Source organism: Microcoleus sp. AT9b-C3 (genome assembly GCF_036705485.1).
Taxonomy (GTDB): Bacteria; Cyanobacteriota; Cyanobacteriia; order Cyanobacteriales; family Microcoleaceae; genus Microcoleus.
Genome location: NZ_JAUBUR010000057.1, coordinates 1 through 21,654 on the forward strand (window position 1 = coordinate 1; position 21,654 = coordinate 21,654).

The 21,654-nt window shown below is 42.9% G+C and carries 12 protein-coding genes and 2 pseudogenes; 5 read left to right on the forward strand and 9 right to left on the reverse strand.

Annotated elements, in window-relative coordinates:
- Window positions 1–506: 506 nt before the first annotated feature.
- A pseudogene (gene tnpC, locus QUB77_RS29430) lies at window positions 507–1,948 on the reverse strand (IS66 family transposase).
- 208 nt (window positions 1,949–2,156) lie between these two features.
- Window positions 2,157–3,857: an ABC-F family ATP-binding cassette domain-containing protein gene (locus QUB77_RS29435; protein WP_333180480.1), complete on the reverse strand. Its 1,701-nt coding sequence runs from the start codon at window positions 3,855–3,857 to the stop codon at window positions 2,157–2,159.
- Window positions 3,858–4,268: 411 nt separating this feature from the next.
- On the opposite strand from QUB77_RS29435, the gene QUB77_RS29440 reads away from it, so the two are divergent.
- On the forward strand, window positions 4,269–4,913 hold the full coding sequence (locus QUB77_RS29440; RefSeq protein ID WP_333180479.1) for a Uma2 family endonuclease: 645 nt from the start codon (window positions 4,269–4,271) through the stop codon (window positions 4,911–4,913).
- Between the two features lie 112 nt (window positions 4,914–5,025).
- Here QUB77_RS29440 and QUB77_RS29445 read toward each other — a convergent pair whose 3' ends face one another.
- The 4 genes from QUB77_RS29445 to QUB77_RS29460 all read right to left on the reverse strand — a co-directional run bounded on the left by QUB77_RS29445 (window position 5,026) and on the right by QUB77_RS29460 (window position 11,296).
- Window positions 5,026–5,496 (reverse strand): hypothetical protein, encoded by a 471-nt coding sequence (locus QUB77_RS29445; protein WP_333323648.1) that lies wholly within the window; start codon window positions 5,494–5,496, stop codon window positions 5,026–5,028.
- Window positions 5,442–9,755: an AVAST type 2 anti-phage system protein Avs2 gene (avs2, locus tag QUB77_RS29450; protein WP_333180477.1), complete on the reverse strand. Its 4,314-nt coding sequence runs from the start codon at window positions 9,753–9,755 to the stop codon at window positions 5,442–5,444. The genes QUB77_RS29445 and avs2 overlap by 55 nt, the downstream gene beginning before the upstream one ends.
- A 118-nt stretch (window positions 9,756–9,873) precedes the next feature.
- The gene (rph, locus tag QUB77_RS29455; RefSeq protein ID WP_333180476.1) at window positions 9,874–10,599 is read right to left on the reverse strand and encodes a ribonuclease PH; all 726 of its coding nucleotides are present in this window, start codon (window positions 10,597–10,599) and stop codon (window positions 9,874–9,876) included.
- Window positions 10,600–10,729: 130 nt separating this feature from the next.
- The gene (locus QUB77_RS29460; RefSeq protein WP_333180481.1) at window positions 10,730–11,296 is read right to left on the reverse strand and encodes a nucleoside monophosphate kinase; all 567 of its coding nucleotides are present in this window, start codon (window positions 11,294–11,296) and stop codon (window positions 10,730–10,732) included.
- Between the two features lie 356 nt (window positions 11,297–11,652).
- Between QUB77_RS29460 and QUB77_RS29465 the strand changes: the two genes are divergently transcribed.
- Window positions 11,653–12,180, forward strand: coding sequence for a P-loop NTPase family protein (locus QUB77_RS29465; RefSeq protein ID WP_333180475.1), 528 nt, complete (start codon window positions 11,653–11,655; stop codon window positions 12,178–12,180).
- A 113-nt stretch (window positions 12,181–12,293) separates the two neighbouring features.
- On the opposite strand, the gene QUB77_RS29470 is transcribed toward QUB77_RS29465, so the two are convergent.
- Window positions 12,294–12,473, reverse strand: coding sequence for a hypothetical protein (locus QUB77_RS29470; protein ID WP_333180474.1), 180 nt, complete (start codon window positions 12,471–12,473; stop codon window positions 12,294–12,296).
- A gap of 411 nt (window positions 12,474–12,884) precedes the next feature.
- On the reverse strand, window positions 12,885–14,384 hold the full coding sequence (locus tag QUB77_RS29475) for a GUN4 domain-containing protein (protein WP_333180473.1): 1,500 nt from the start codon (window positions 14,382–14,384) through the stop codon (window positions 12,885–12,887).
- A 610-nt stretch (window positions 14,385–14,994) separates the two neighbouring features.
- On the opposite strand from QUB77_RS29475, the gene QUB77_RS29480 reads away from it, so the two are divergent.
- Window positions 14,995–16,446: a hypothetical protein gene (locus tag QUB77_RS29480; protein WP_333180472.1), complete on the forward strand. Its 1,452-nt coding sequence runs from the start codon at window positions 14,995–14,997 to the stop codon at window positions 16,444–16,446.
- Here the strand turns inward: QUB77_RS29480 and QUB77_RS29485 are convergent.
- Window positions 16,446–16,566, reverse strand: a pseudogene (locus QUB77_RS29485) (IS5/IS1182 family transposase); the annotation flags it as partial. The gene QUB77_RS29480 and the pseudogene QUB77_RS29485 sit on opposite strands and share 1 nt — an antisense overlap.
- Before the next feature lie 870 nt (window positions 16,567–17,436).
- On the opposite strand from QUB77_RS29485, the gene QUB77_RS29490 reads away from it, so the two are divergent.
- Both QUB77_RS29490 and QUB77_RS29495 read left to right on the forward strand, forming a co-directional pair.
- Window positions 17,437–20,265, forward strand: a complete 2,829-nt coding sequence (locus QUB77_RS29490; protein ID WP_333180471.1) for an ATP-binding protein — start codon at window positions 17,437–17,439, stop codon at window positions 20,263–20,265.
- On the forward strand, window positions 20,262–21,653 hold the full coding sequence (locus tag QUB77_RS29495; protein WP_333180470.1) for a response regulator: 1,392 nt from the start codon (window positions 20,262–20,264) through the stop codon (window positions 21,651–21,653). The genes QUB77_RS29490 and QUB77_RS29495 overlap by 4 nt, the downstream gene beginning before the upstream one ends.
- Window position 21,654: the final 1 nt, after the last annotated feature.

A 21,654-nucleotide genomic window follows, 5' to 3' on the forward strand; every position in this document is an offset into this window, starting at 1 on the left:
TTATTAATGTATCAACTCTCCCCAGAGTTGTCAAGCGTTTTGCGAAAATATTTTTGAATTCTTGGGGAACCTATACACACCAAGCATTTGAGCTGTTTATTCCCGCTCCTGCCTCCGCTGGCTGACTCCTCTTTCCGGGAAGGGGTCTTTTTTTTTGGGCAAGATGGGACTGTTGGGGGGAGTATCTACCGCGCCTGGGTGAAGAACTCAGTGGTTCAACATGATGGGGCTTACTTGGAGTATATAGGACTTACGCATTGACCAAAAACATCATCTATGAATTCTACACAAGACCACCACTACTAAAGTTTGCTAAAACCACATTCCGCACCCTCAACTGTCACAAGAGCCTTCCCTTGCTCCTTCACTCTATAGCGATCGCAAATAATTCGTAAATTATAAATTATGTATAATGAGGTATAGCCTTTCTCAGAAAGATGAGGTATCATGTTGCTGACTATCACGAGTCAACTCGTGAGAGGAGCAGCTCAAATGAACGTAAGGATTCAGGTCTGCAAAAGGGGAATAAGCTCAGACCGAGCCAAGTCACAAGAATGGGCAGAAATAGCATCACGGAAAAAAGCCATTACTGAACGAGCTTGAAAACGACAGGTTTGAATCACACTCAGCAGATTAGCCGTTTCCTCAAATCGTTTCATTGAACGAGAGCCACCAGAAACTTTCCGTTTCGTGACAGCTACCCGTAGAGAACGTTCGGCTTTATTATTATCAGGAGGCACGCCCGGGGTCATCCAGAAAATACCACCACTGTTTTGCCTTATCCCGTAAGGATTTAAGTAACAAACCTGCCGCCCAACTTGGTTCAACCAAGTGGCAAGGGCTTTATTCAATCGTATTTTGAAATCAGTTGCCCAATAGTCGTAGGTAAGTTGCTCCTTCGTCTTTCGCTCTCGACTCATGGGATCTAAAAGCTTCATCTATTAATGACAGAAATATTTGAGCGACTGCTGCATTATTGTTGCGGGGAAGTCCCAGCACTTTCTTGAAATGCCGTCGTAAATGAGCCAGACACTTCTGTTGGGCTGCGATGTTCCCGCCATTATAAACGCTGAAATCATCTGAGCTTAAGACTCCCGCAAATTCTTTGCCCAGCATGGTTTCTAATTCCACCCGCCCCCTGGTATCTGCGGCATGAAATAAACAGAATCCTTCTCCACTAGCCGTCCATAGCCATTCTTTAACTCCCATCACACACCACGGCGTTTCATCTACATGAACATTTGATTGCACCCCGGCCCATTTCCACAGTGCATTTATAGCTGGCTTGACTGCGGCTGCTACTCGTTGATTGGTTTTTTGGAGTGTTCCTACTCCCACTTCTATCCTGCCGAGTTCCCACAACAATTCAGTCAGCTTGGCGTAGGAAAGATGCCCATAATTCCCTAACCATACTAATAGTGCTTGGAGATTAACGCTCAAGTCTTGTCCGGGAACTATTCCCAGGGGTGGTTCTCCTCTGACTACTGCACCACATTCTAGGCATTTACATAATTGTGTCTGATATTCGATGACTTCAATTGGTTTTGCTACTAGACTTGCTACTTGCTGTCTGTGGATGTTAATTACTTCACTTAATTCTTTACTGCCACAATTGAGACAGATGTCGGGTGAGCTAATTTCGGTTCTGTCTACTCGTCCAAACCCTTTGCGGGTTTTCCCCGTCAGGACCTGGTTGTCCACCTGGTTTCTTTTTTGGGTCTGTTTCTGGTTGGACTGTTGATTTCTCTGGTTTTTGGAGTAGATCCGTTGATGGAGGTTTTGAGGAAGTCTGACTGGTGGTTCGACTATTGCCCGTAGCAATAGCTAGTTTTTCTTGTAATTCTTCAATGATTTTTTGCAGCGCCAACATCATTTCTACTCCTTCAGCTTGGCTCAACTGCTCGATTTCGGTTTTTTCTTTCTGTCTGGTGGCTGCGGGCTTTTTCATTGGTTTATTTTACCAGATGCCACCACTGAAGTTTTTTTTGACCTGAATCCTTACTTCGATAGTTGCTTTAAGTCGGGGAGTTTTTCCATCCCTTTATCTAATGTCTATCTCGTCTTCTTGTCAAGGGGGTTGAGCCATTACTTCTTTTTTAACCGCAGATGCACGCAGATAAACGCGGATTTAAGGTTTATCTGCGAGGGTTACAAGTTTATTTTTGCTTAGCAGCAGCTTTTTTCTTGGCCTCTTTTTCGGCTTTTTTAGCTGCTTTTTCTGCTTCAATTTTTGCTAACTTGGCTAGCTCTTTTTCTTCAGCTATTTTATCGAGATAGTAGTGGTAATCTCCCAAATAAGGGCGAAACTCTCCGTCCCGAATCTCGACTATTTTGTTAGCAACTTGGGAGATGAAATAGCGATCGTGCGAAACGATAATTACAGTACCGTCATAATTCTGAATCGCCTCTTCCATCATCTCTTTCGCCGGAATGTCGAGGTGATTTGTCGGTTCGTCCAAAATCAGCAAATTCACGGGAGCTAACAGCATTTTTGCCAAAGCGAGGCGGGCTTTTTCGCCGCCGCTTAAAGCGCCAACCTGTTTGAATACTGTTTCACCCGTAAATAAGAAACGGCCCAATAAAGTCCGAACTTCTTCATTTTTCCAGTCGGGAACTTCGTCGTGAATGGTTTGCATCACGGTTTTATTCAAATCTAAGGCTTCTGCCTGATTCTGTTCAAAGTAACCGGGGATGACGTTGTGGCCTCCCAATTTGACCGTACCTTCAGTCGGCTTTTCCAAGCCCATAATCATCCGCAGCAGGGTTGATTTGCCCGCGCCGTTGGGGCCGAGAAAGGCTATGCGATCGCCCCGTTCAATTAACAAGTCTGCTCCCAAAAATAGGATTTTTTCGCCGTAGGTGTGCACCAAATCTTCAATTATTGCTACTTCGCGGCCGCTGCGGGGTGCGGGGGGAAAGCGAAAATGCAAAGTTTTTAATCCGCCGGTGGGCGCTTCGATGCGTTCGATTTTGTCTAACTGTTTCTCCCGGCTTTTGGCTTGAGTGCTGCGAGTGGCGCTGGCACGGAATTTTTCAACGAATGCTTGCTGTTTTTCGAGTTCTTTTTGCTGGCTTTCGTAGGCGCTGAGTTGGGCTTCTCTGGCTTCGGCTTTTTGCAGTAAATAAGAGGAGTAGTTGCCGAGGTAGGTGCTGGAAACGCCGCGTTCTGTTTCGACGATTTGGGTGCAGAGCCGATCGAGAAATTCTCGGTCATGGGATACGATTACCATTGGGGTTGTCAGCCCTTTGAGGTAAACTTCCAGCCATTCAATAGTTTCTAAGTCGAGGTGGTTGGTAGGTTCGTCTAGCAGCAGGATGTCTGGTTTTTGGAGGAGAATTTTGCCCAAACTCATCCGCATTTGCCAGCCGCCGCTGAAAGCGCTGACTAATCGATCGCCATCTTCGGGTTCAAATCCGATTTCGGGCAGAATTTTCTCGATTTGGGCTTCTAAACCGTAGCCGTTTAAGCCTTCAAATTGCCGTTGCAGCCGATCCATTTTGTGGATCAGTTCGTCGAGATTTTCTGGGGAGGAGTTTTCCAAGTCTCGATGGACTTGCATTAGGGATTCATGGACTTCGTTGGCTTCGCTGAAGGCACGCCAAAATTCTTCTTTGACGGTGCGAGTCGGATCTACTTCAAATTCTTGGGAGAGGTAGGCGATGTGCAAGCTGGCGGGGCGAATGACTTCGCCTGCGGTGGGTTCGATTTCGCCGGCGATGATTTTGAGTTGCGTGGATTTACCGGCACCGTTGACGCCGACTAAGCCGATGCGATCGCCCGGTTTGACTTCCCAGGTGACATCTTTGAGTACGACGCCTGTGGGGTAAATTTTACTGATGTGTTCGAGTCGCAGCATTGTTGTGGGGACTGGGGAAGGGCAGGTTTAGCGGCGGATGGGATGCCGGCGCTGAGGTCGAGTTAATCTTAACAAATTTTAATTATATTTAGACAGTGGCAATATTTTGATTTGGTGGGACTTACGCGAAGAAACGGGGTTTCTATGAAAAATCGCAGATTTTCAACTAGAAATCTACGAAGAAACGGGGTTTCTGGCCTCGATGTGGGTGCAGGACTATTTGGGTGGGGCGATCGCTGCCGATCCTACGAGTCAATAAACTTGTCAATAATCCGCTATCTTTTTCGTAGTTCAGCAGCCTTAATGCTCTTATAATCAAAGTTTCAGAGGGGTTCTAACCCCCTGAGTGCGTTTCGTAAAGCTGAGTTTTGCTAAGATTTAATAAATAAATTAAAAAGCAAGCAGGTAGCCATGACAGCCACCCTGATTCAAACCCCACAACCGGGAGTTGTGCTGAAAAATATTAGTTGGCAGACTTACGAATCTTTGGTAAACGAGTTAGCCGAACAGGCGGGAATTCGTTTGACTTACGATCGCGGTACTTTAGAAATTATGACTCCATCAGCACCCCATGAGGGGAACAAAAAAATCTTAGGACGCTTTGTAGAAACAGTAACAGAAGAGTTAAATGTAGAAATTCGCAGCTTAGGTTCTCTGACTTGCAGGCGCGAGGATTTAGAACGCGGATTAGAACCGGATCAGTGCTACTACATCGAGAATGAGGAAATTGTCCGCAGTCTCAATCAAATCAATTTGAATCAAGAGCCGCCACCGGATTTAGTAATCGAGATTGACATCACTAGCAGTTCTCTTAACCGGATGGAATTGTATGCGAGTTTGGGCGTGCCAGAGGTTTGGCGTTATGACGGTTCGCGTTTAATATTCTATCAGTTAGAAGGTCAGGAATATTTAGAATGCGAGGTTTCTCCCCACTTTCCTTTTTTGTCGCCATCTCAGATTATGGGATTTTTGGAAACGCAAAAGAATGTGGGAGAAACATCGATGATTCGAGGGTTTAGGCAGTGGGTGAGCAGTCAAATTCATTCAGGGGAATGAAAAGGCGATCGCCTAGGTGATAGCTCCGCTTTACGCTCTTTTTTGAACCGATACAATAGCACAGGCGGGACGCCCGTGCCACGATGAAGGCAGATAGATGAAAGGGCGATCGTCAAATATTCGAGCTTTTGAGAAGCAAATCGGGTTTTCTATGCCAAGGATTCAGCTTTTCTCCATCTATTGCACCATTTTTTAGCCGATACACACCAGACAGTTCTAAGCGTCCATGCCATTCATTATGATTTCCACCAATCAATAGACGTTCTCCTAATACTGTCCAAATAATGTCTAAATTATTTTCAGTGAGAAAGTTAACCAGTTTATCTTTGGAGATTAAAAAGTTCTCGGGAGACAGTTCATCTAAAGGATTAAATGCAACAACTTCATTATTTGAATTCCTAAATTTAAAATATTCTCCTGACCATCTTAATTCCATCTTCTTCATTAGCCAAGCCGAAGGAATTAAAGCAGATATTGTTTCATCAGTTGAACAATCAAAACTACTACTAAAAGAATATTGTGTTGTTGTTACAACGACTGGATAAGGTAAGTCTCCGTGTGTAATATTTGTGCAATACTCCAATAATTATCTGCATTCCATGTACGATAGGGTAAACCCCAAGAAAATTCGCCAATAAATCTATCAGAAATTATTCCAGATTCTGGCATCCATCTCCCTTCAAAATTTTTATCTTTTAACCATTGGTAGGTTTCTTCCATATTTTCAGAACGCACAATATAGCTTCGTATCTGATACGACATTTCTCGTTGAGAAGTATCATATTTTTCTTCTTCTAAAGGTTCTTTTTCGGCCCAACGATAATGACCTTCAAGAGTTAACCAAACAGTTCGATCGTTAGGATTAGTTAATTCAATGAGTTGACATGGATCTGGACAGTCATCTTGTTGCTTTATCCAGTCTATCTGTCCTTGTCGATCAACTTCGTCAAATGTATAGTCAATAGATTTTAACCAATTTTTTTGATTATTCTGTTGAGATTCTGGAATTTGTTTTAACAAAAAGGATGGATCGATATCTCGGATTCCTATCTGCCAAGTTCCTTCATAAACAGGTGATTCAGATGCTTCATCCAACCCAGAATAAACTGTAAACTCTAAATTATCTGCCATGCAACCAAGAAATTCATGAAGGGCAATCCATTGGTATTTCTTACCAATTCGTTCTGGTTTATCCGCAGCACGACCCTGACTACCACAACGTCTATCAAACCAACCGAACTTTTCAATTGTCCATCCTAATTCAAGGACTCGCTTAACAATCCAGCGTTTGGCAATAGAAGTATCGAACCGACATTCATCTTCTCTTGGATTTTCTAAAAATGGTACAACATACTTTTCAAAAACTTCTGCTTTTTCCTGGTCAATAATGCTCAAAAAAGATACTTTACCAGATGTAATAGCTTCCTTTAATTCTTCGTCTGTAAACTCTTCTTCAAAAAATTCTATACGACTTTCAGGCTCTAGTTTTTTATACAACTTGACATTCTCTGATATTGTTTTATATTCTTCCCAGGCTTGTTCCTGTGTAGTTGTAAGAGAGTCTATAAATTGCTCATATCTCTCTTCTTTAGTGGGTTCTTTTGGCTCTCCTAACATACAGGAAGACCAGTAACGAGTATGATATTCTATAACATACTGAGAAAAATCGCCTCCCATAAAATAGTCCATAACTGATGTGTATAGACGATCGAGGCTCAATTTAGGATCGTCTTTAAAACTATTAAATTTACTTTTCTTTGAAAAAATTATTAACTTACATATAATTAAAGAATTTGAAGACCATGACTTAAATAATAAAAGTAATAGTAATAGAGGTAAATTGATGTCAAAATCAAGCTTTATTAATTCAATATATAGTTTTAATTCTTCTTCTGTTGGTATATCGAGATTCCAATCACTTTGATAAGGGGGATGAGTTTTATCAATATCTACTTTGTCTGATAAAGTACCCAGATGCTTAGCTACTTCAATAACACCACGAGCATAATCACGCAAAAGTATATGTACTGGTGGTGTACCTTCTTTAAATACCCATTCATAGATTTTGTTGGCAAGTTCTCCTATTTTTTCAGCATCATTGCTAAACATTGCGACTCCATAAGCAACAGCATAGAGACGTTCTAATACATAAATATCATCAATTTCTAAAAACTGCTCGATAGCTTTGACTAAAACTTGAGGTCTTGGATGTAGCATTGAAACAAGAGCTTTTGTTGCACGATCGCGAAGAAAACGATGAGATGTTGTTAAAAACCATGTCAAAGGAATTGCACAAAGTTCGATGGATTCATCTGAGATATGGTCTTTTTCGGCTTCCCATGCCCATTCAAGTAAACGATCGACTGCCCCTTTTTGTTCATACTGATCGAATAAATAAATAGACCAAATTGCATCGCGATCTGGCATTCTGAGATTTATGAGATGACGATGAAGAGATTTTGCATTTAAAGGATGTTCTGGATCGGTAGCTACTGTCAGTAGTACATTATAAACTTTTTCTTCGTTTCCTTCTTCTTGGAAAATTTCATTAAGATAATCTTTGGTTTTTTGAGTGATTTTAGTGGGATTACGCCAAATAAGACTTTGTAAAAATGGATGTTCAAACCACCATAATCTAATTGATGTTAATTCCATTACTTCTTTTCCAAGTCGTTCTGGAATTTGAATACATAAAGCTTCCAGTAAACCACTTATACTCTGTGTATTCCATCTAGCTGCTACTAAGCTACCTAGCGGTTTATTTTCATCAAATGATTCAGTTGGCTTGTCTTGATCTAGGTGGTTTTTCAGCAAATAACGGACTATTAAATGATCGCTAAATTTTTCGTAGGGAAACTTAATAATATCAATCTTTTGATTTTGTTCTTCTTCATCTTCGTCTTCAGAGGGACGATAAATTAAATCTTCTGATAGTAATCCCTCAGCAAGCAGATTAGAAAATAAGGTCTGTGAAAAATTAACATTATTAGGCAAGAAAGAATTAACAATACTTTTTGCTTCTTCTCTATCTATCCAAGGCTGTTCTTTTTCTGCCATTCGACAGGCTAAAGCTTCTACTGATTTTCTTACTAAATTAATCTTATCATCATAATTTAGTCGTACACATAAAACCTCATTAACTGAATCTATAAAGAAATTAAAAACAGCACTAATTCCCTTAATCCCTTTAGGAATTCGTGTTAATTTACGATTTTTAATACCTTTACAAAGTGTTTTTAAGAAAAGTGGATTAGAAAACTCTGGAACTAACAAAGGAACGTTAGGATGTTCAATGCCATAATGATTGAAAAAGGTTTTTGTAGCAATATATTCATGGTTGGCAAATCCATGATGTTCAACTTTAACTAACTTTTCTTCTGGAACCCGGTTTTCTGGTATGGTTGCTTTCTCGTATGAAGTACGACAGCTTACTGCAATAGTAATGCGTGGATAGTTATGCAAAACCGCTAACATACCTGCTAGTTCCTTTTTCCATAAACCTTTATCATCACTCTCATTAAGAGCATCAATCAAAATCATTGCATGACTATCACAAGCTTGTGCAGCAGCATCTAATGCACCTAAAAACTCGTCACGATTGGGACGAGAAAGGTGCAATCTCTGCATTATTTGAATCCAAGGGTTGCCTTGACAAAAGTGCTGACCCAATAAAATTATGGTTGGAAGTGAGTTATCCAGACGATGTTTAGCTATATCACAGAAGAGATGAGTTTTACCTGTTCCAGCTTCACCCGTAAGTAGAAGTGCGCCTTGATTACACGCAGCAGTAATATCACTGATGGCAAACTCGTAAATTTCTATTCCTATTTCTTTTACTTTTGAAATTTTATAACGAACTGTTTGTAATAAGTCTTCAATTGAACGATGAATGTCTCTATTTTCTATTTTTTCTCCTTGCTGTTCGTTATGAGATGGATTCACTTGCCGAATTTGTGTGTAACTATCATATTGAAAAACTTTTTTTGACAAACAAGCAATTGAATCAAAATCAATTGGTGACAATGCCTGTCTCTCAGATGCTTTTTTCAATGCAGTGATGAGTAAGTTGACATCTTTACTCAGTTCGTTTAAAGAGTTAGCTACATTAGGAACTTTCTCCTGTAAGTCGTCTGATGGCTTGGCATCTTTCCACTTTCGACAAAGCTGACTGTATAAGCTGTCAATGCGGTCAAAGAAAAGATCGGTTCTACCAAGTCCTTCAAATATTTGAGCTTCTGGTAAATCAACATGAATTTCTGGCGTGTATCGTGCCCCAGCATTTTCTCTAACTTCTTGAAAACGCTGAATCATCCATTCATTAGTTAGTTCTTGTTTATTAAACCAAAAATAGGCACGACCAGCATACTGAGGTTGTGGGCGAGAAAGCCTTTCAAGAATTTCTGATTCTCCCCAATAAACAAACTGAACTGTCATCTTACGTTCTTTAGCCCATCCTTCCCATTTTTGAACACGATCATCCCAGTGATCCATTTGGGATTTTTGTCCGTCTTTGCGTCCTTCAGTACGGTTAATTGGCAAACAGACTATATATTCAATTAAATTTGGATGTTTATCCAAGGCTGCTTTAACGGATTTATCAATTTGTGTCCATTGGCTATCTCCCAATGTATCAGGAAAATATTTTGTTTGCCAAGCCTTCTCATTTCCATTAGGTAATAGCCAGTAACATTCAACACCAGCATCTCCTCCAGAACCTGTGCGACGAAAAATAGAGCCTTTTGGTACTTCCTCAAATGATGCAAGTTGACAGCATAGTTCTTCAAATCCTTTATCTTGCTTACCTTGGTGAGTGCGAATGTCTTTGAAATCGATTTTAGTCATTACTAATACTCTCCTAGACCAAACTAACGTTCTACTTAGCTAACCTCTGATTCACGGACAGGCTTATATTTTATTCATCTGCCCGATCGAGTACATAAAACTGACTGCTGACTAAGGACTAATGACTGCTGACTAAAGCTTGCCTTTGAGCCTCCAACAATTCCTGAATCCCGGTTTCTGCTACATCCAAAATTTGATTTAACTGACTCCGGCTGAAACTTCCATCTTCCGCAGTTCCCTGAATTTCAATGATATTCAAATCTCCATTCATTACCACATTACAATCAATTTCAGCCACCACATCTTCAAGATAATTCAAATCTAAAAATGGCTCGCCTTCCAAAAGCCCCACAGACACGGCCGCCACTTGACCAATAATGGGCGATCGCACCAAATCACCTTTTTGCACCAACTTATTCAAAGCATCAGCCACAGCCACAAACCCGCCAGTAATTGAAGTTGTGCGAGTCCCCGCGTCAGCTTGCAAAACATCCGCATCGACAAGTATTGTGCGTTCCCCCAATAGTTGCATATCCAAGCACGATCGCAAACTGCGCCCAATCAACCGCTGAATCTCTTGAGTCCGTCCCGATAATTTCATAAATTCCCGCTCTTGTCGCTGCGGCGTAGAACCCGGCAACATTCGGTATTCCGCTGTTAGCCAACCTTGTCCGGTATTCTCCAGAAATCTCGGCACTCCCGGCTTGATTGTAACGCTGCAAAGTACCTGAGTATCGCCACTTTTCGCCAGTACGGAACCGCTAGCAAATTTGGTAAACTGTCGATCGAAACTAATCGGACGAAGTTGATTTGGTTGTCTGCCATCTGGACGCTGGAAAGACATAATATTTAGATGATTGGTAATGGGTAATTGGGCATTAAAAATTTAAAATTGGTGATTAATCTTCCGTTTTTTTCGAGTCTGTAAATATGCAGTCATTCAATCTAAAATCTAAAATCTAAAATCTAAAATCCTATGACGATTGGCCCTTATCCTCGATCAATTGAAGAATATCCTGCTGGACTTGTTCTGGCGATTGATCGCCATCCACAGTTAACAGTTTGTTGCGGTATTCGTAATACTCTAAAAGAGGAATAGTGCGTTCGTGGAACAAATCGAGGCGACGCTGTAAAATTTCAGGGTGGTCATCCGCTCGATCGCGCTCGATCGACCTACTCAGCAAAACCTCGATCGGCACTTTCAGCCAAACTGCCCAATCTAGCTCCTGCGCCAACTCCTCTAATAAAAAATCCAACTCCTCAGCTTGAAAAGCAGTTCGCGGATATCCCTCCAACACCCAGCCATTAAAGACATCCCACAGCAGCAGCCGGCGGCGAAAGAATTCAATCATAGTTGCGTCGGGAACTAATTCCCCTCTTTCGACATAAGACGCCGCCAGCTTGCCTAAATCTGTGTCTTCTGCGATCGCCTCCCGTAGAATGTCCCCCACAGCCAGCAAAGGAAGGCTCAAATTGCTGCACAGTAGTTCAGCCTGAGTTCCCTTTCCCGCTCCTGGCCCTCCCAGAATCACCACTCTCACAGTCCCTGCTCCTAGTGCCGCGACATTCAAATTTTACGCGATGTGTGTACATTTTCTGAAAAGCCCTGGACGCAGCGAGACTCTCATCACCTTGGTTTTTCACCCTATAACTGTATAAATGTCAAGCTCCACGCCGTATTTTCCTAAAAAACCCCGTTTCTGTGTAAGTGCTAATTGAGTTCAAAAATCGCACAAACGACTGCGAATGCCACTGCCGCGAGCTTTTGACAACTTGTATATATAGTGTTCGATCCGATGTGCACTCGGCCCCGTACACTATATATTGTCAAGCAGGCTTCAGCCACGCCAAGGTCGGAGCTGCACTCAAGACTTAGTTGCTGATTAAATATTGCCCTATGGTTGCTCAGTTACAAACCCCTAAACTAAATTTAAACCACAGCTTGCCCTACACAGTTCAAGGGCTGGTGCAAGTCTTTACAGGCCCGCACCGCTGCTTTTTTACCAGTGTCATGGCTCAAGCCCTCCGAATTGCAGGACAGGGAGCTCCCGTGCTAGCGGTGCAGTTCCTCAAAGGGGGAATTAATCAAGGGCATCAGCAGCCGGTGCGGCTGGGGCAAAATTTAGATTGGGTGCGCTGCGATTTGTCACGCTGCATTGAGAATGCTGATTTAGATGAGCTGGAGACGCGATCGATCGAACAATTGTGGCAGTATGTTCAAAATGCGGTGCGCGAAGGTCGTTATTCCTTAGTTATTCTCGATGAATTGAGTTTAGCGGTTAATTTGGGATTGATTCCCGAAGCCGAAGTGGTGGCATTGATAGACAACAAGCCACATCATTTGGATATGATTTTTACCGGGCCATCCATGCCTCAAATAATTTTGGATGTTGCCGACCAAATTACTGAAATTCGCCGCAGTTAAGGACAATGATTCAAGTTGCGAGATCGTTTTTAGCGCTCGCATTTTTTATGTAAAAAAATAGGCGATCGCTTAGCTCAAAGAGCGATCGCACGCCGATCAATTTAGCAGCGACATTACGATTGAACGACCGGATCGAACACAACACTCAATCGATCCGCCGGCACCATCCGCTTGAGAATTTTCAAGTGACCGTCTGCATCAGACCAACTGCGAAACTCACCCACAACCACCTTTTCCACATTTGGAAGCGAGCGAACTATAGTCCACGGCTTGAGACGTTTTTCTTGTAACATACTAGATAAATCTCCTTGGTAAATTGGAGCAAAAGCCACTCCCCATGGTTGGACACCGCCGAGGACTGGCTTTTGACTTTGCAAACTTGCCCTTCTCTAAGAACATAGCACAAAAAAATAGTTTGTGATTATATCTTATTTTCCGCTTTCTTTATACCTAATTCCTACATGAAAAATGATTAAACTAAAAAATTGTTAATTCTTTAATTCCCAACTCAAAACTATTTCATGACTAACACTTCGAATTCGCTTGGGGTGCAGCGTGACTAATAAATTCTGCCTTCTACCTTCTACCGGGAGCATCTCATATTTGTAAAAACACTTCTTCTGACTCCTTCCTTCTGACTCTTTCCTCCTGGCTCCTGGCTCCTGGCTCCTAACTCCAATTTTGGGCTTGGCTGCTTTCATATTCTACAAATCCCGCCGCGACAGCAGAAACCAGATCCCACCCAAACCCAAAACACCGCACAAAACCCCGCCTTCCCACCCAAAAACAGTCCCCCCCGGCAAATGTCCAGGCTTTGCTTTAGAAGTAAAATTAAGCTCGGAATAGTATACCCACTGGCTGTTAACCCGCCAGCCCACTCGATCGCCAAACTTCTCCCAAACTGTAGCATCATAAACACCAGGCTTTCCCCCCAACTTGAGCCACAAACCCTTTTGCACAGAAAAACCAAATCTGCGGTGGCTGTGTCGCACCCAAAGTTGATCGATAGTCTGCAAATCCTTAGCTGGAAACTTCCTAATATCTTCCTCGCTCAAATAACCCCGTGAATTTTGCTGCATCACCTCCAGCATTTTCACAGAAGTTTCCTCATCCGCACCCCGCCAATTTTTAGCAGCCAGCAGCCTTGCCAAGTGAGAATAATCTATACCTTTCTCCGACTCTAAATTCACAGAAATTAGCGGAGGATCAGTCACAGGTTGAGTCGGCACCGAAGGACTAACAACAGTTGCTTGTTGCGACTTTTCCAACACGGGAACAACAACAACAGGAGGTTTTAAAGCATCCAAAACTTCCACAGCCGATTTGTAGCGATCTTTAACATATTCCTGAATCAACTTATCCAAAACCTGACCTAAATCATCGCTAATTTGTGTTCCTTTTGGCAAAGCCTCTCTCCAAAGCCACCGGCCTTCAAGTGGATCGTAAAGGTCATCGTGAATGTCCCCATAGATATCCAGGTAAGGCATAACAGAAGTCAGCAAGCGGATGCAAGTCACCCCCAAACTATAAAGGTCGCTAGCAGGAACAGCCCTACCGTGACGCTGTTCTAGAGCTGCGTAGCCGGGAGTTCCCAACTTAGTTCCTGTTTTGGTAGGAGCAGCAGCTACTACCTGTTTAGAAACCCCAAAATCTATTAGCACTAACTTACGATCGCGAGATCTGCGGATCACATTCTCAGGCTTAATATCGCGGTGAATTACATTTCTGTCATGAACAAACTTCAATAAAGGTAACAAATCTAACAGCAGTTCGCAAGTTTTAATTTCGCTATAAGCACCGTACTTATCTAACTCATCCTTTAAATTATTGCCATCAATAAACTCTTGGACTAAATACAAGCGCCCATCTTCCTCAAAATAAGAAATTAACTGAGGAATTTGCGGGTGCTTCAGTTCGTATAACCGCCTTGCCTCTTGTTCAAATAGTCGAACATATTTTTTAAACTGACCGGGTTTCCGCTGAAATTCTTGAGGGGGTGACAACTGTTTGATCACGCACAATTCCTCAAATTTTCCATGATTAACAGCTCGAAAAGTCCTACCAAATCCCCCGTCGCGCAGCGGCTCAGTTGCTGCATAAAGGTCTTTTAGCAGCAGCTTTGAACCACAATGAAGACAATACTTTGTGCCTGGTGGGTTCTGACGCTTGTCTCTTGGGCAATCGAGATTAAGGCAGTATGTCATATATTAAAAAAAATGCGAACAAAATTATACTCAGGGTTTTATATTATTCAAGAGTCCGATCGCGAGCTGGTTTTTGTAGAGGCTACACCTCGAGCCTTACGGAGGCGGCAGCCACCCTCACCATCAGAGGGGGTGCTCTCACCAGACTGCCCCTGAGCAAGTATAACTCTCTTGAGGGTTTGACCTCAAACTCGAAGTCCTCATCTAACCTTAGACTCCCATCCTTGCAATACATTTGATTTAGCGGTCAAAGAGCCACCCGATCAAACAGAAATAGTAATTTATTACCAGCCCCGTGAGCTCTGCAACGCCAAAAAAACTGAGGATTCCGCCTGAGATATAATTTTATTGCCAGAGAGAAGCACACTAACGGGAGCCACAGCTTCCGTCAACTTCGATCGGCTTTAATATTTTAGCAGCATAATTTATTAGCTAACCAGGCGGAATCAACAATCCAAAACTCGCCAACAAACGCAGGTTAAAATAAAGACTAGCTTCGGCGATCGCAATCCGAGCGCCACCAGACAATTAGCCAGTTTTCCCTGTTTCCTTTTTTCAGCTATTACCAGTAACATCTATTTCCATAGGTCTACTTAATTAGGAACCGTCAGTGACACCAAAACTACAGCCCTCTTCGACTCCAAACTCCCGCAAAAAATCACCAAAAGTACCTTGGTTCGAGCGGTTCATGGCACTGGTCGCCCTAGGAAATTTAAGCCTAGTATTATTTGACATAACTTACGTCCCTGGGCGAGATTTCTACTTCCGGCAACTGCCAGTTCTAACTCAAGTATACGACCCATTTAAAGGAATTAAACCCCACCGAGACACCCAGCAATATCTAGAAACCTTAGAAGAATTAAAAATTCAAGTAGTGCAAACAGGATTGCCCTCTCCGCAAGTAGCAGCAAAATTGCAGGAAATAAACAATCTGAGCGCGAAAATGATCGACGAAGATCCCTTTCGAGTAGCATCAAAAAGCGGCACCCTAGAAAAAATAAAAGACAGGATGCGCGATCGCGTCCCGAATCCGCAAGACTCCGCTAAACAATCATTCCAAAGATTCTGGAGCCAAGACTATTTAAATAAACAAGGCTGGCAAACAGAAATCAAGTGGTTTGACTCCAAAATCAAGCCATTAATCGCCACCAACTATTACCGCGCGATCGGAGACAACGGTGAATTCACCGATAACTTCTGGCTAATCGACCTGCCCTTCATTGCCATATTTGCGATCGAATTTCTCGCCCGTACCTACTTGATCAGCCGCCGCCACCGCAGCGTCACTTGGCGAGCAGCCATGCTCTGGCGATGGTATGACATCTTCCTGCTGCTCCCATTCTGGCGCCTGTTGCGAATATTACCCGTCACAATTCGCATCCACCAAGCCAAAATGCCAGATCTCCAACCCATACGCACCCAAATCAGCCGAGGTTTCGTCGCCAACTTTGCTCAAGAATTGACCGAAGTAGTAGTAATTCAACTCATCAACCAGATGCAACAATCAATTACCACAGGCGAACTCGCTCGTCAACTCTTTCAATCCCAAAAACAGCGCTATCTAGACATCAACAATATCAATGAAATAGAAGCGATCGCCACCCATCTCGTGCAAATAACCGTCTACAAAGTCCTCCCCCAACTCCAGCCAGACCTAGAAGCCCTCCTCCGGTACAATATTGAAAGCTTGCTCAAACAATCCCCCGTCTATCAAGGATGGAAGCAAGTACCCGGCTTGGGAAATCTGCCCGGACAGCTAGCAGAGCAATTAGTTGCAGAACTCTCAAAATTAGTCACCCTCGGCCCCCAAGATGCCTACGAAGCCTTCAAAATCGCCAGCGAAGACCCCATAAGCATCAAACTCTCAAGCCAGCTAGTCCAACATTTCGGGCAAGCTTTAGGAACCGAACTGCAAAAGCAGCAAACCTGGCAAGAAATACAACTGCTGCTGTGCGACTTCCTAGAAGAGTTCAAAATCAACTACATTCAGCGGTTGAGCGAAGAAGACTTCGAGAAAATTTTAGAACAAGCCAAAGAACTGCAACGGATAGCCCCGCGTTAGGGCAACTCTCCCCACGCGATGCCCCCTCGGAAGCGGTACAACACCGCTTCCACGAACAACCAATTGTAAGCAGACTGTCCCACCCACATAACCTTCACGTCCGCGCCACAAATCTTTGATCCTTTCCCACTGTTAATCCCGTAGGGCATAACGGCGACTTGTCATGGCGATCGAATCCTTCTAGTCGGCTATATCTCTCCTTTACCTTCTTTTACATCAACTGATGACAAACCCTAGCCTCTCGGATTTGAAGAACCTTAAAATCCTTGCCAGCAATGTGTTCACCTCTAATACCAAATTCACTATTAAGCTGAGATAGTGTTGCAAAATTAAAAGAATAGCCTCAGCTTTCTCATCTGTCATAATCCCCTCTGCTCCAGCGCTCTACTTATTTTTTTCTTCCCCAATTAGCAATTAGCAATTACCCTGCTGTAACTCTTGCAAATAAAACTTGCTGGAATTGTAAAGTTTCATGTGCGATCGGCATTCTCTACGAGAGTCATCTGCAGGGTTTTGCATCAAATCTTCAGCGCGGTAGTGAGTTAGACCGCCGTTACGGTTCTCAGCGGCCTGCGTGTCATTTTTTAGCGAGAAAGGTCAATTTTTTTTAGAGGTATATTATATCACTTTATATGTAAGTTTGATGAAATTATACTTTTTAGTAGCACTGTGTAAAGTAAAGTTAAAAACTACTACAAATATCTCTAAACGAGGTAATCTATTAGATAGGATTTCTAACTGCTTTGCTAAACGATAAAAAACTTCCAACTGCTAGAAAATAATAAGGCGCGTCAGGATTTTCAGCCAGCTATAATTATAACGCTTTCAGGGAAAATACGTAAGTAGCAATGCTTGTTTAAGCAAGTTACGGTCTCAAACTTTTCACTAACTATTAGAGATTGCTTTTCAATATATATTTCCTCAGCCTCATTTCACTAAATCCACTGAGATTTTTCAGCCAACTCGTTACCCCAGGAGTAACACGAATCAATGTCACAGACCTCTGCAACCACTGTCCTGTCAAATCGTTCTCAAAAAAAGGTGTCCCTGCGCCTGATTTTAGTATTGCCATTCGTTCTGCAAATATTTGCTGCCGTCGGGTTGACAGGCTGGCTATCCTTACGCAACGGGCAAAAAGCAGTCAACGAAGTTGCTAGCCAGTTGCGGAGTGAAATTACTGCCCGCATCCAGCAGCAGCTTAACACATACCTAGATACAGCCCCTCGCGTTAATCAACTGAATGCCAATGCCCTGCGCCTAGGATACTTAAATCCCGACGAATTGGAGAGTATGGAGCGCTATTTGTGGGAGCAACTTCAAGCATTTCCTTCTCTGCCCCAGATGGGTTTTGCTACTAAAACGGGAGAGTTCATTGCCATTGAACGCCAAGAGAATGGCAAAATATTTTTTAAAAGAGTAGATAAGGATAGTCGTACTGAATTTCATATTTATGACTCGGATAGCAAAGGCAATCAAACAAAGCTCTTAAAAGTTTCTCCTAGCAACAATATACTCAACCGTTCTTGGTATAAAGACAGTGTACGCTTAGGCAAGCCAACATGGAGCGAAATTTTTTCGCTTACAGGTCAGAAAACGCTCTCACTTCCTGCCGGACATCCAGTTTATGACGAAAGTGGCGAACTGCGGGGAGTATTCGTGGCTAATTTTTTGATCTCTTTCCTCAGTGACTTTCTGCAAAGCTTAAAAATCGGTCGATCGGGACAGACATTCATTATGGAACGTTCTGGACTCTTAGTAGGCAGTTCTACTCTCAAAGAAGCATTTATCATCACCAACAATGGCAAACTCGATCGCCTGAATGCTTTAGATAGCACAGATGATTTAATTCGGCTGACAACAGCGCATTTAAAAGAACGCTTTGGCGACCTCACTAAAATTAATAGCTCTCAGCAATTGGATTTTACGATCGCCGGCCAACGAGAATTCCTCCAAGTTATGCCCTTTCAGGATAGCCGAGGATTGGACTGGCTGATCGTCGTCGTAGTTCCTGAAAGCGATTTCATGGATCAAATTAACGCCAATACCCAGACTACCATTTTGTTGTGTTTGGGAGCCTTGGCGCTAGCTACCGTTTTGGGAATCTTAACCGCACGCTGGATTACCAGCCCGATTCTCCGTTTGAGTGCAGCTTCTAGAGCGATCGCCAGTGGCGACTTAGAGAAAAATGTGCAGGTAAAAGGCGTAGAAGAACTAGAAGTTTTGGGTCAGTCTTTCAACCTGATGGCACAACAGTTACGCGAATCCTTTGAGGCGCTAGCCAAGACCAATTCCGAGCTAGAAATCCGAGTAGAAGAACGCACCGCTGAACTCACGGAAGCCAAACAAATGGCTGATACTGCCAACCAAGCTAAAAGTGAATTTTTAGCGAATATGAGTCACGAATTGAGAACGCCACTTAATGGAATTTTAGGATACGCTCAAATCCTAGAACGCTCAAAAACGATAGCCCCGAAAGATATCCAAGGCATCAGTATTATTCACCAGTGTGGTTCCCACCTGTTAACCCTGATTAATGACATCTTAGACCTCGCTAAAATTGAAGCTCAGAAATTGGAACTGTACGCGAAAGATTTCCATTTTCCTTCCTTTTTGCAGGGAGTCGCGGAAATCTGCCGCATCCGAGCCGAACAAAAAGGAATCGCTTTTGTTTATCAACCCAGTTTGGAAATTCCTGCTGGCATCTACGCTGACGAGAAACGCTTGCGACAGGTACTAATTAACTTACTGAGCAATGCAATTAAGTTTACAGACTCAGGACGAGTGACTTTTAAGATAGAACATCTGGAAAAGGGGACAGGTGAAAAGGTACAAACCCATGAGCAAAAGCCAGCCTCACCAATTCACAAAATTCGGTTTCAAATTGAAGATACTGGCGTTGGTATGACACCAGAACAATTAGAAAAAATATTTTTGCCTTTTGAACAGGTAGGAGACAGCAAGCGTCAGGCGGAAGGAACGGGACTCGGTTTAACCATTAGCCAGAAAATTGTTGAAATGATGGGTAGTAAAATTCAAGTAAAAAGTCAGTCAGGAGTCGGCAGTGTTTTTTGGCTAGATTTGGATTTAGCGGAAGCGGCAGACTGGGCAAATACAGCCACGGTTGCCAAGCAAAGAAAGCTGGTTGGCTACCAAGGTAGAAAGCAGAAAGTTTTGGTTGTGGATGACAAATGGGAAAACCTCTCGGTCATTGTCAATCTCCTGGAACCCCTCGGCTTTGAAGTAACCGAAGCTAAAAACGGTCAAGAGGGTTTAGAAAAAGTAGAAAATTTTCAGTTCGATTTGATTATCACTGACTTGGTGATGCCAGTGTTAGATGGCTTTGAGATGATGCGCCGTATCCGAAATTTGCCACACTATAAAGGCGTGGCAATCATTGCTTCATCTGCCAGTGTATTTGCTACCGATCAACATAAAAGTTTGGAGGGGGGAGCAAACGATTTTCTCGGTAAGCCAGTGCAGGCAGAAGAGCTATTTGAGATATTGCAAAAGTATTTAAAACTTGAATGGATATATGAGGAAGGAAAGAATGAAAAAATCAGCACTATTCCTTTTTCATCAGATGCTCAATCACTTTCTGAAGCGAACTCTGTAGTGGCTCCCCCGCCCGGAGAAATAGAACTTTTATTTGAACTGGCGATGAGAGGCAACGTGAAAGGAATTGTGAAGCGCAGTGAGCACCTAGAGAAGTTAGATCGGCAATTTGTGCCCTTTGCTGTTGAGCTGCGCCAGTTAGCCCAAGGCTATCAAGTCAAAAAAATCAAAGAGTTTATTACATCCCACAGGATGGAAAAAGAATGAAGGCAGCAAATATGGAAACAAGTAGCATCTTAATCGTCGATGATAATCCTAGCAACCTGGACGTGCTTTCTGAAGCTTTAGCTGGTTCAGGATGGGAGATATTGGTAGCAACTGATGGCGAAACTGCCATCGAACAGGCTGAATATAGTCAGCCTGATTTGATTCTGTTAGATGTGATGATGCCAGGAATTGACGGGTTTGAAACCTGTCATCGGTTGAAGGCAAGTCCGTTGACGAACGAAATTTCCGTAATTTTTATGACCGCTCTTTCTGACATAGGAGATAAGGTTAAAGGGTTTAATCTAGGGGCTGTAGATTACATTACTAAGCCCTTTGAACAAAAGGAGGTGTTAGCTCGCGTCAACCTCCATTTAAAACTGCGTTCTTTGACTAAAATACTTGCCGAGCAAAACCTAATGCTGAAACGGGAAATAGAAGACAGGCTGGCAGCAGAAGCAGCGTTACATCAGCTCGCGCAGGAGTTAGAAAAACGGGTGGAAGAACGAACCGCTGAACTTTCTCAAGCTTTGGAGAATCTTAAAAAAGCTCAAGTGCAAATCGTTCAAAGTGAAAAGATGGCTTGCCTTGGTCAACTTGTAGCTGGGGTGGCTCACGAAATTAACAATCCAGTTAGTTTTATCTCCAATAATATCCCTATTGCCAAAGAATATATTGCCGATTTGATCGGGATGACTCGGCTTTGTCAGCAGAACGTTTCTTCGACATCAGAATTTGAGGATAACTCCCAGGAGATTGAGTTAGATTTTATTGTTGAAGATTTGCCAAAAATTATTGATTCAATGGCGGTCGGAACAGAGCGCCTTTACAATCTTTCTATGTCACTGCGTAATTTCTCTCGGTTGGATACATCGGCACTAACGCCAGTGAATATTCACGATGGGCTAGATAGTACCCTGTTGATTTTAGGTCATCGATTGAAAGGTAAAGGCACTCACCCAGCTATTAAGGTTATTAAAGAGTACGGCGAATTACCGCTGGTCGAGTGCTATCCTGGGCAAATTAATCAGGTGTTTATGAATGTACTAGCGAATGCAATTGATGCTTTAGAAGAGTCTACGATTAGTTGTCCGCTCTGCGGGGAAAAGCAACAGAGCAATGACAATCCACAGATTCGGATATCTACTGAAATGCTTCAGGGCGACCGAGTGGTGATTCGGATTGCTGACAATGGGCTGGGGATAACACCGGAGATAATGCAGCATTTATTTACGCCGATGTTTACTACAAAATCAGTGGGTAAAGGGACAGGTTTAGGCTTGTCTATTAGCCGTGAGATTGTAGAAGCAAAACATGGTGGTAGGCTGACCTGCATTTCCTCGCCCGAATCCGGGGTAGAGTTTGTAATTGACCTTCCTATTCAGCATTAGT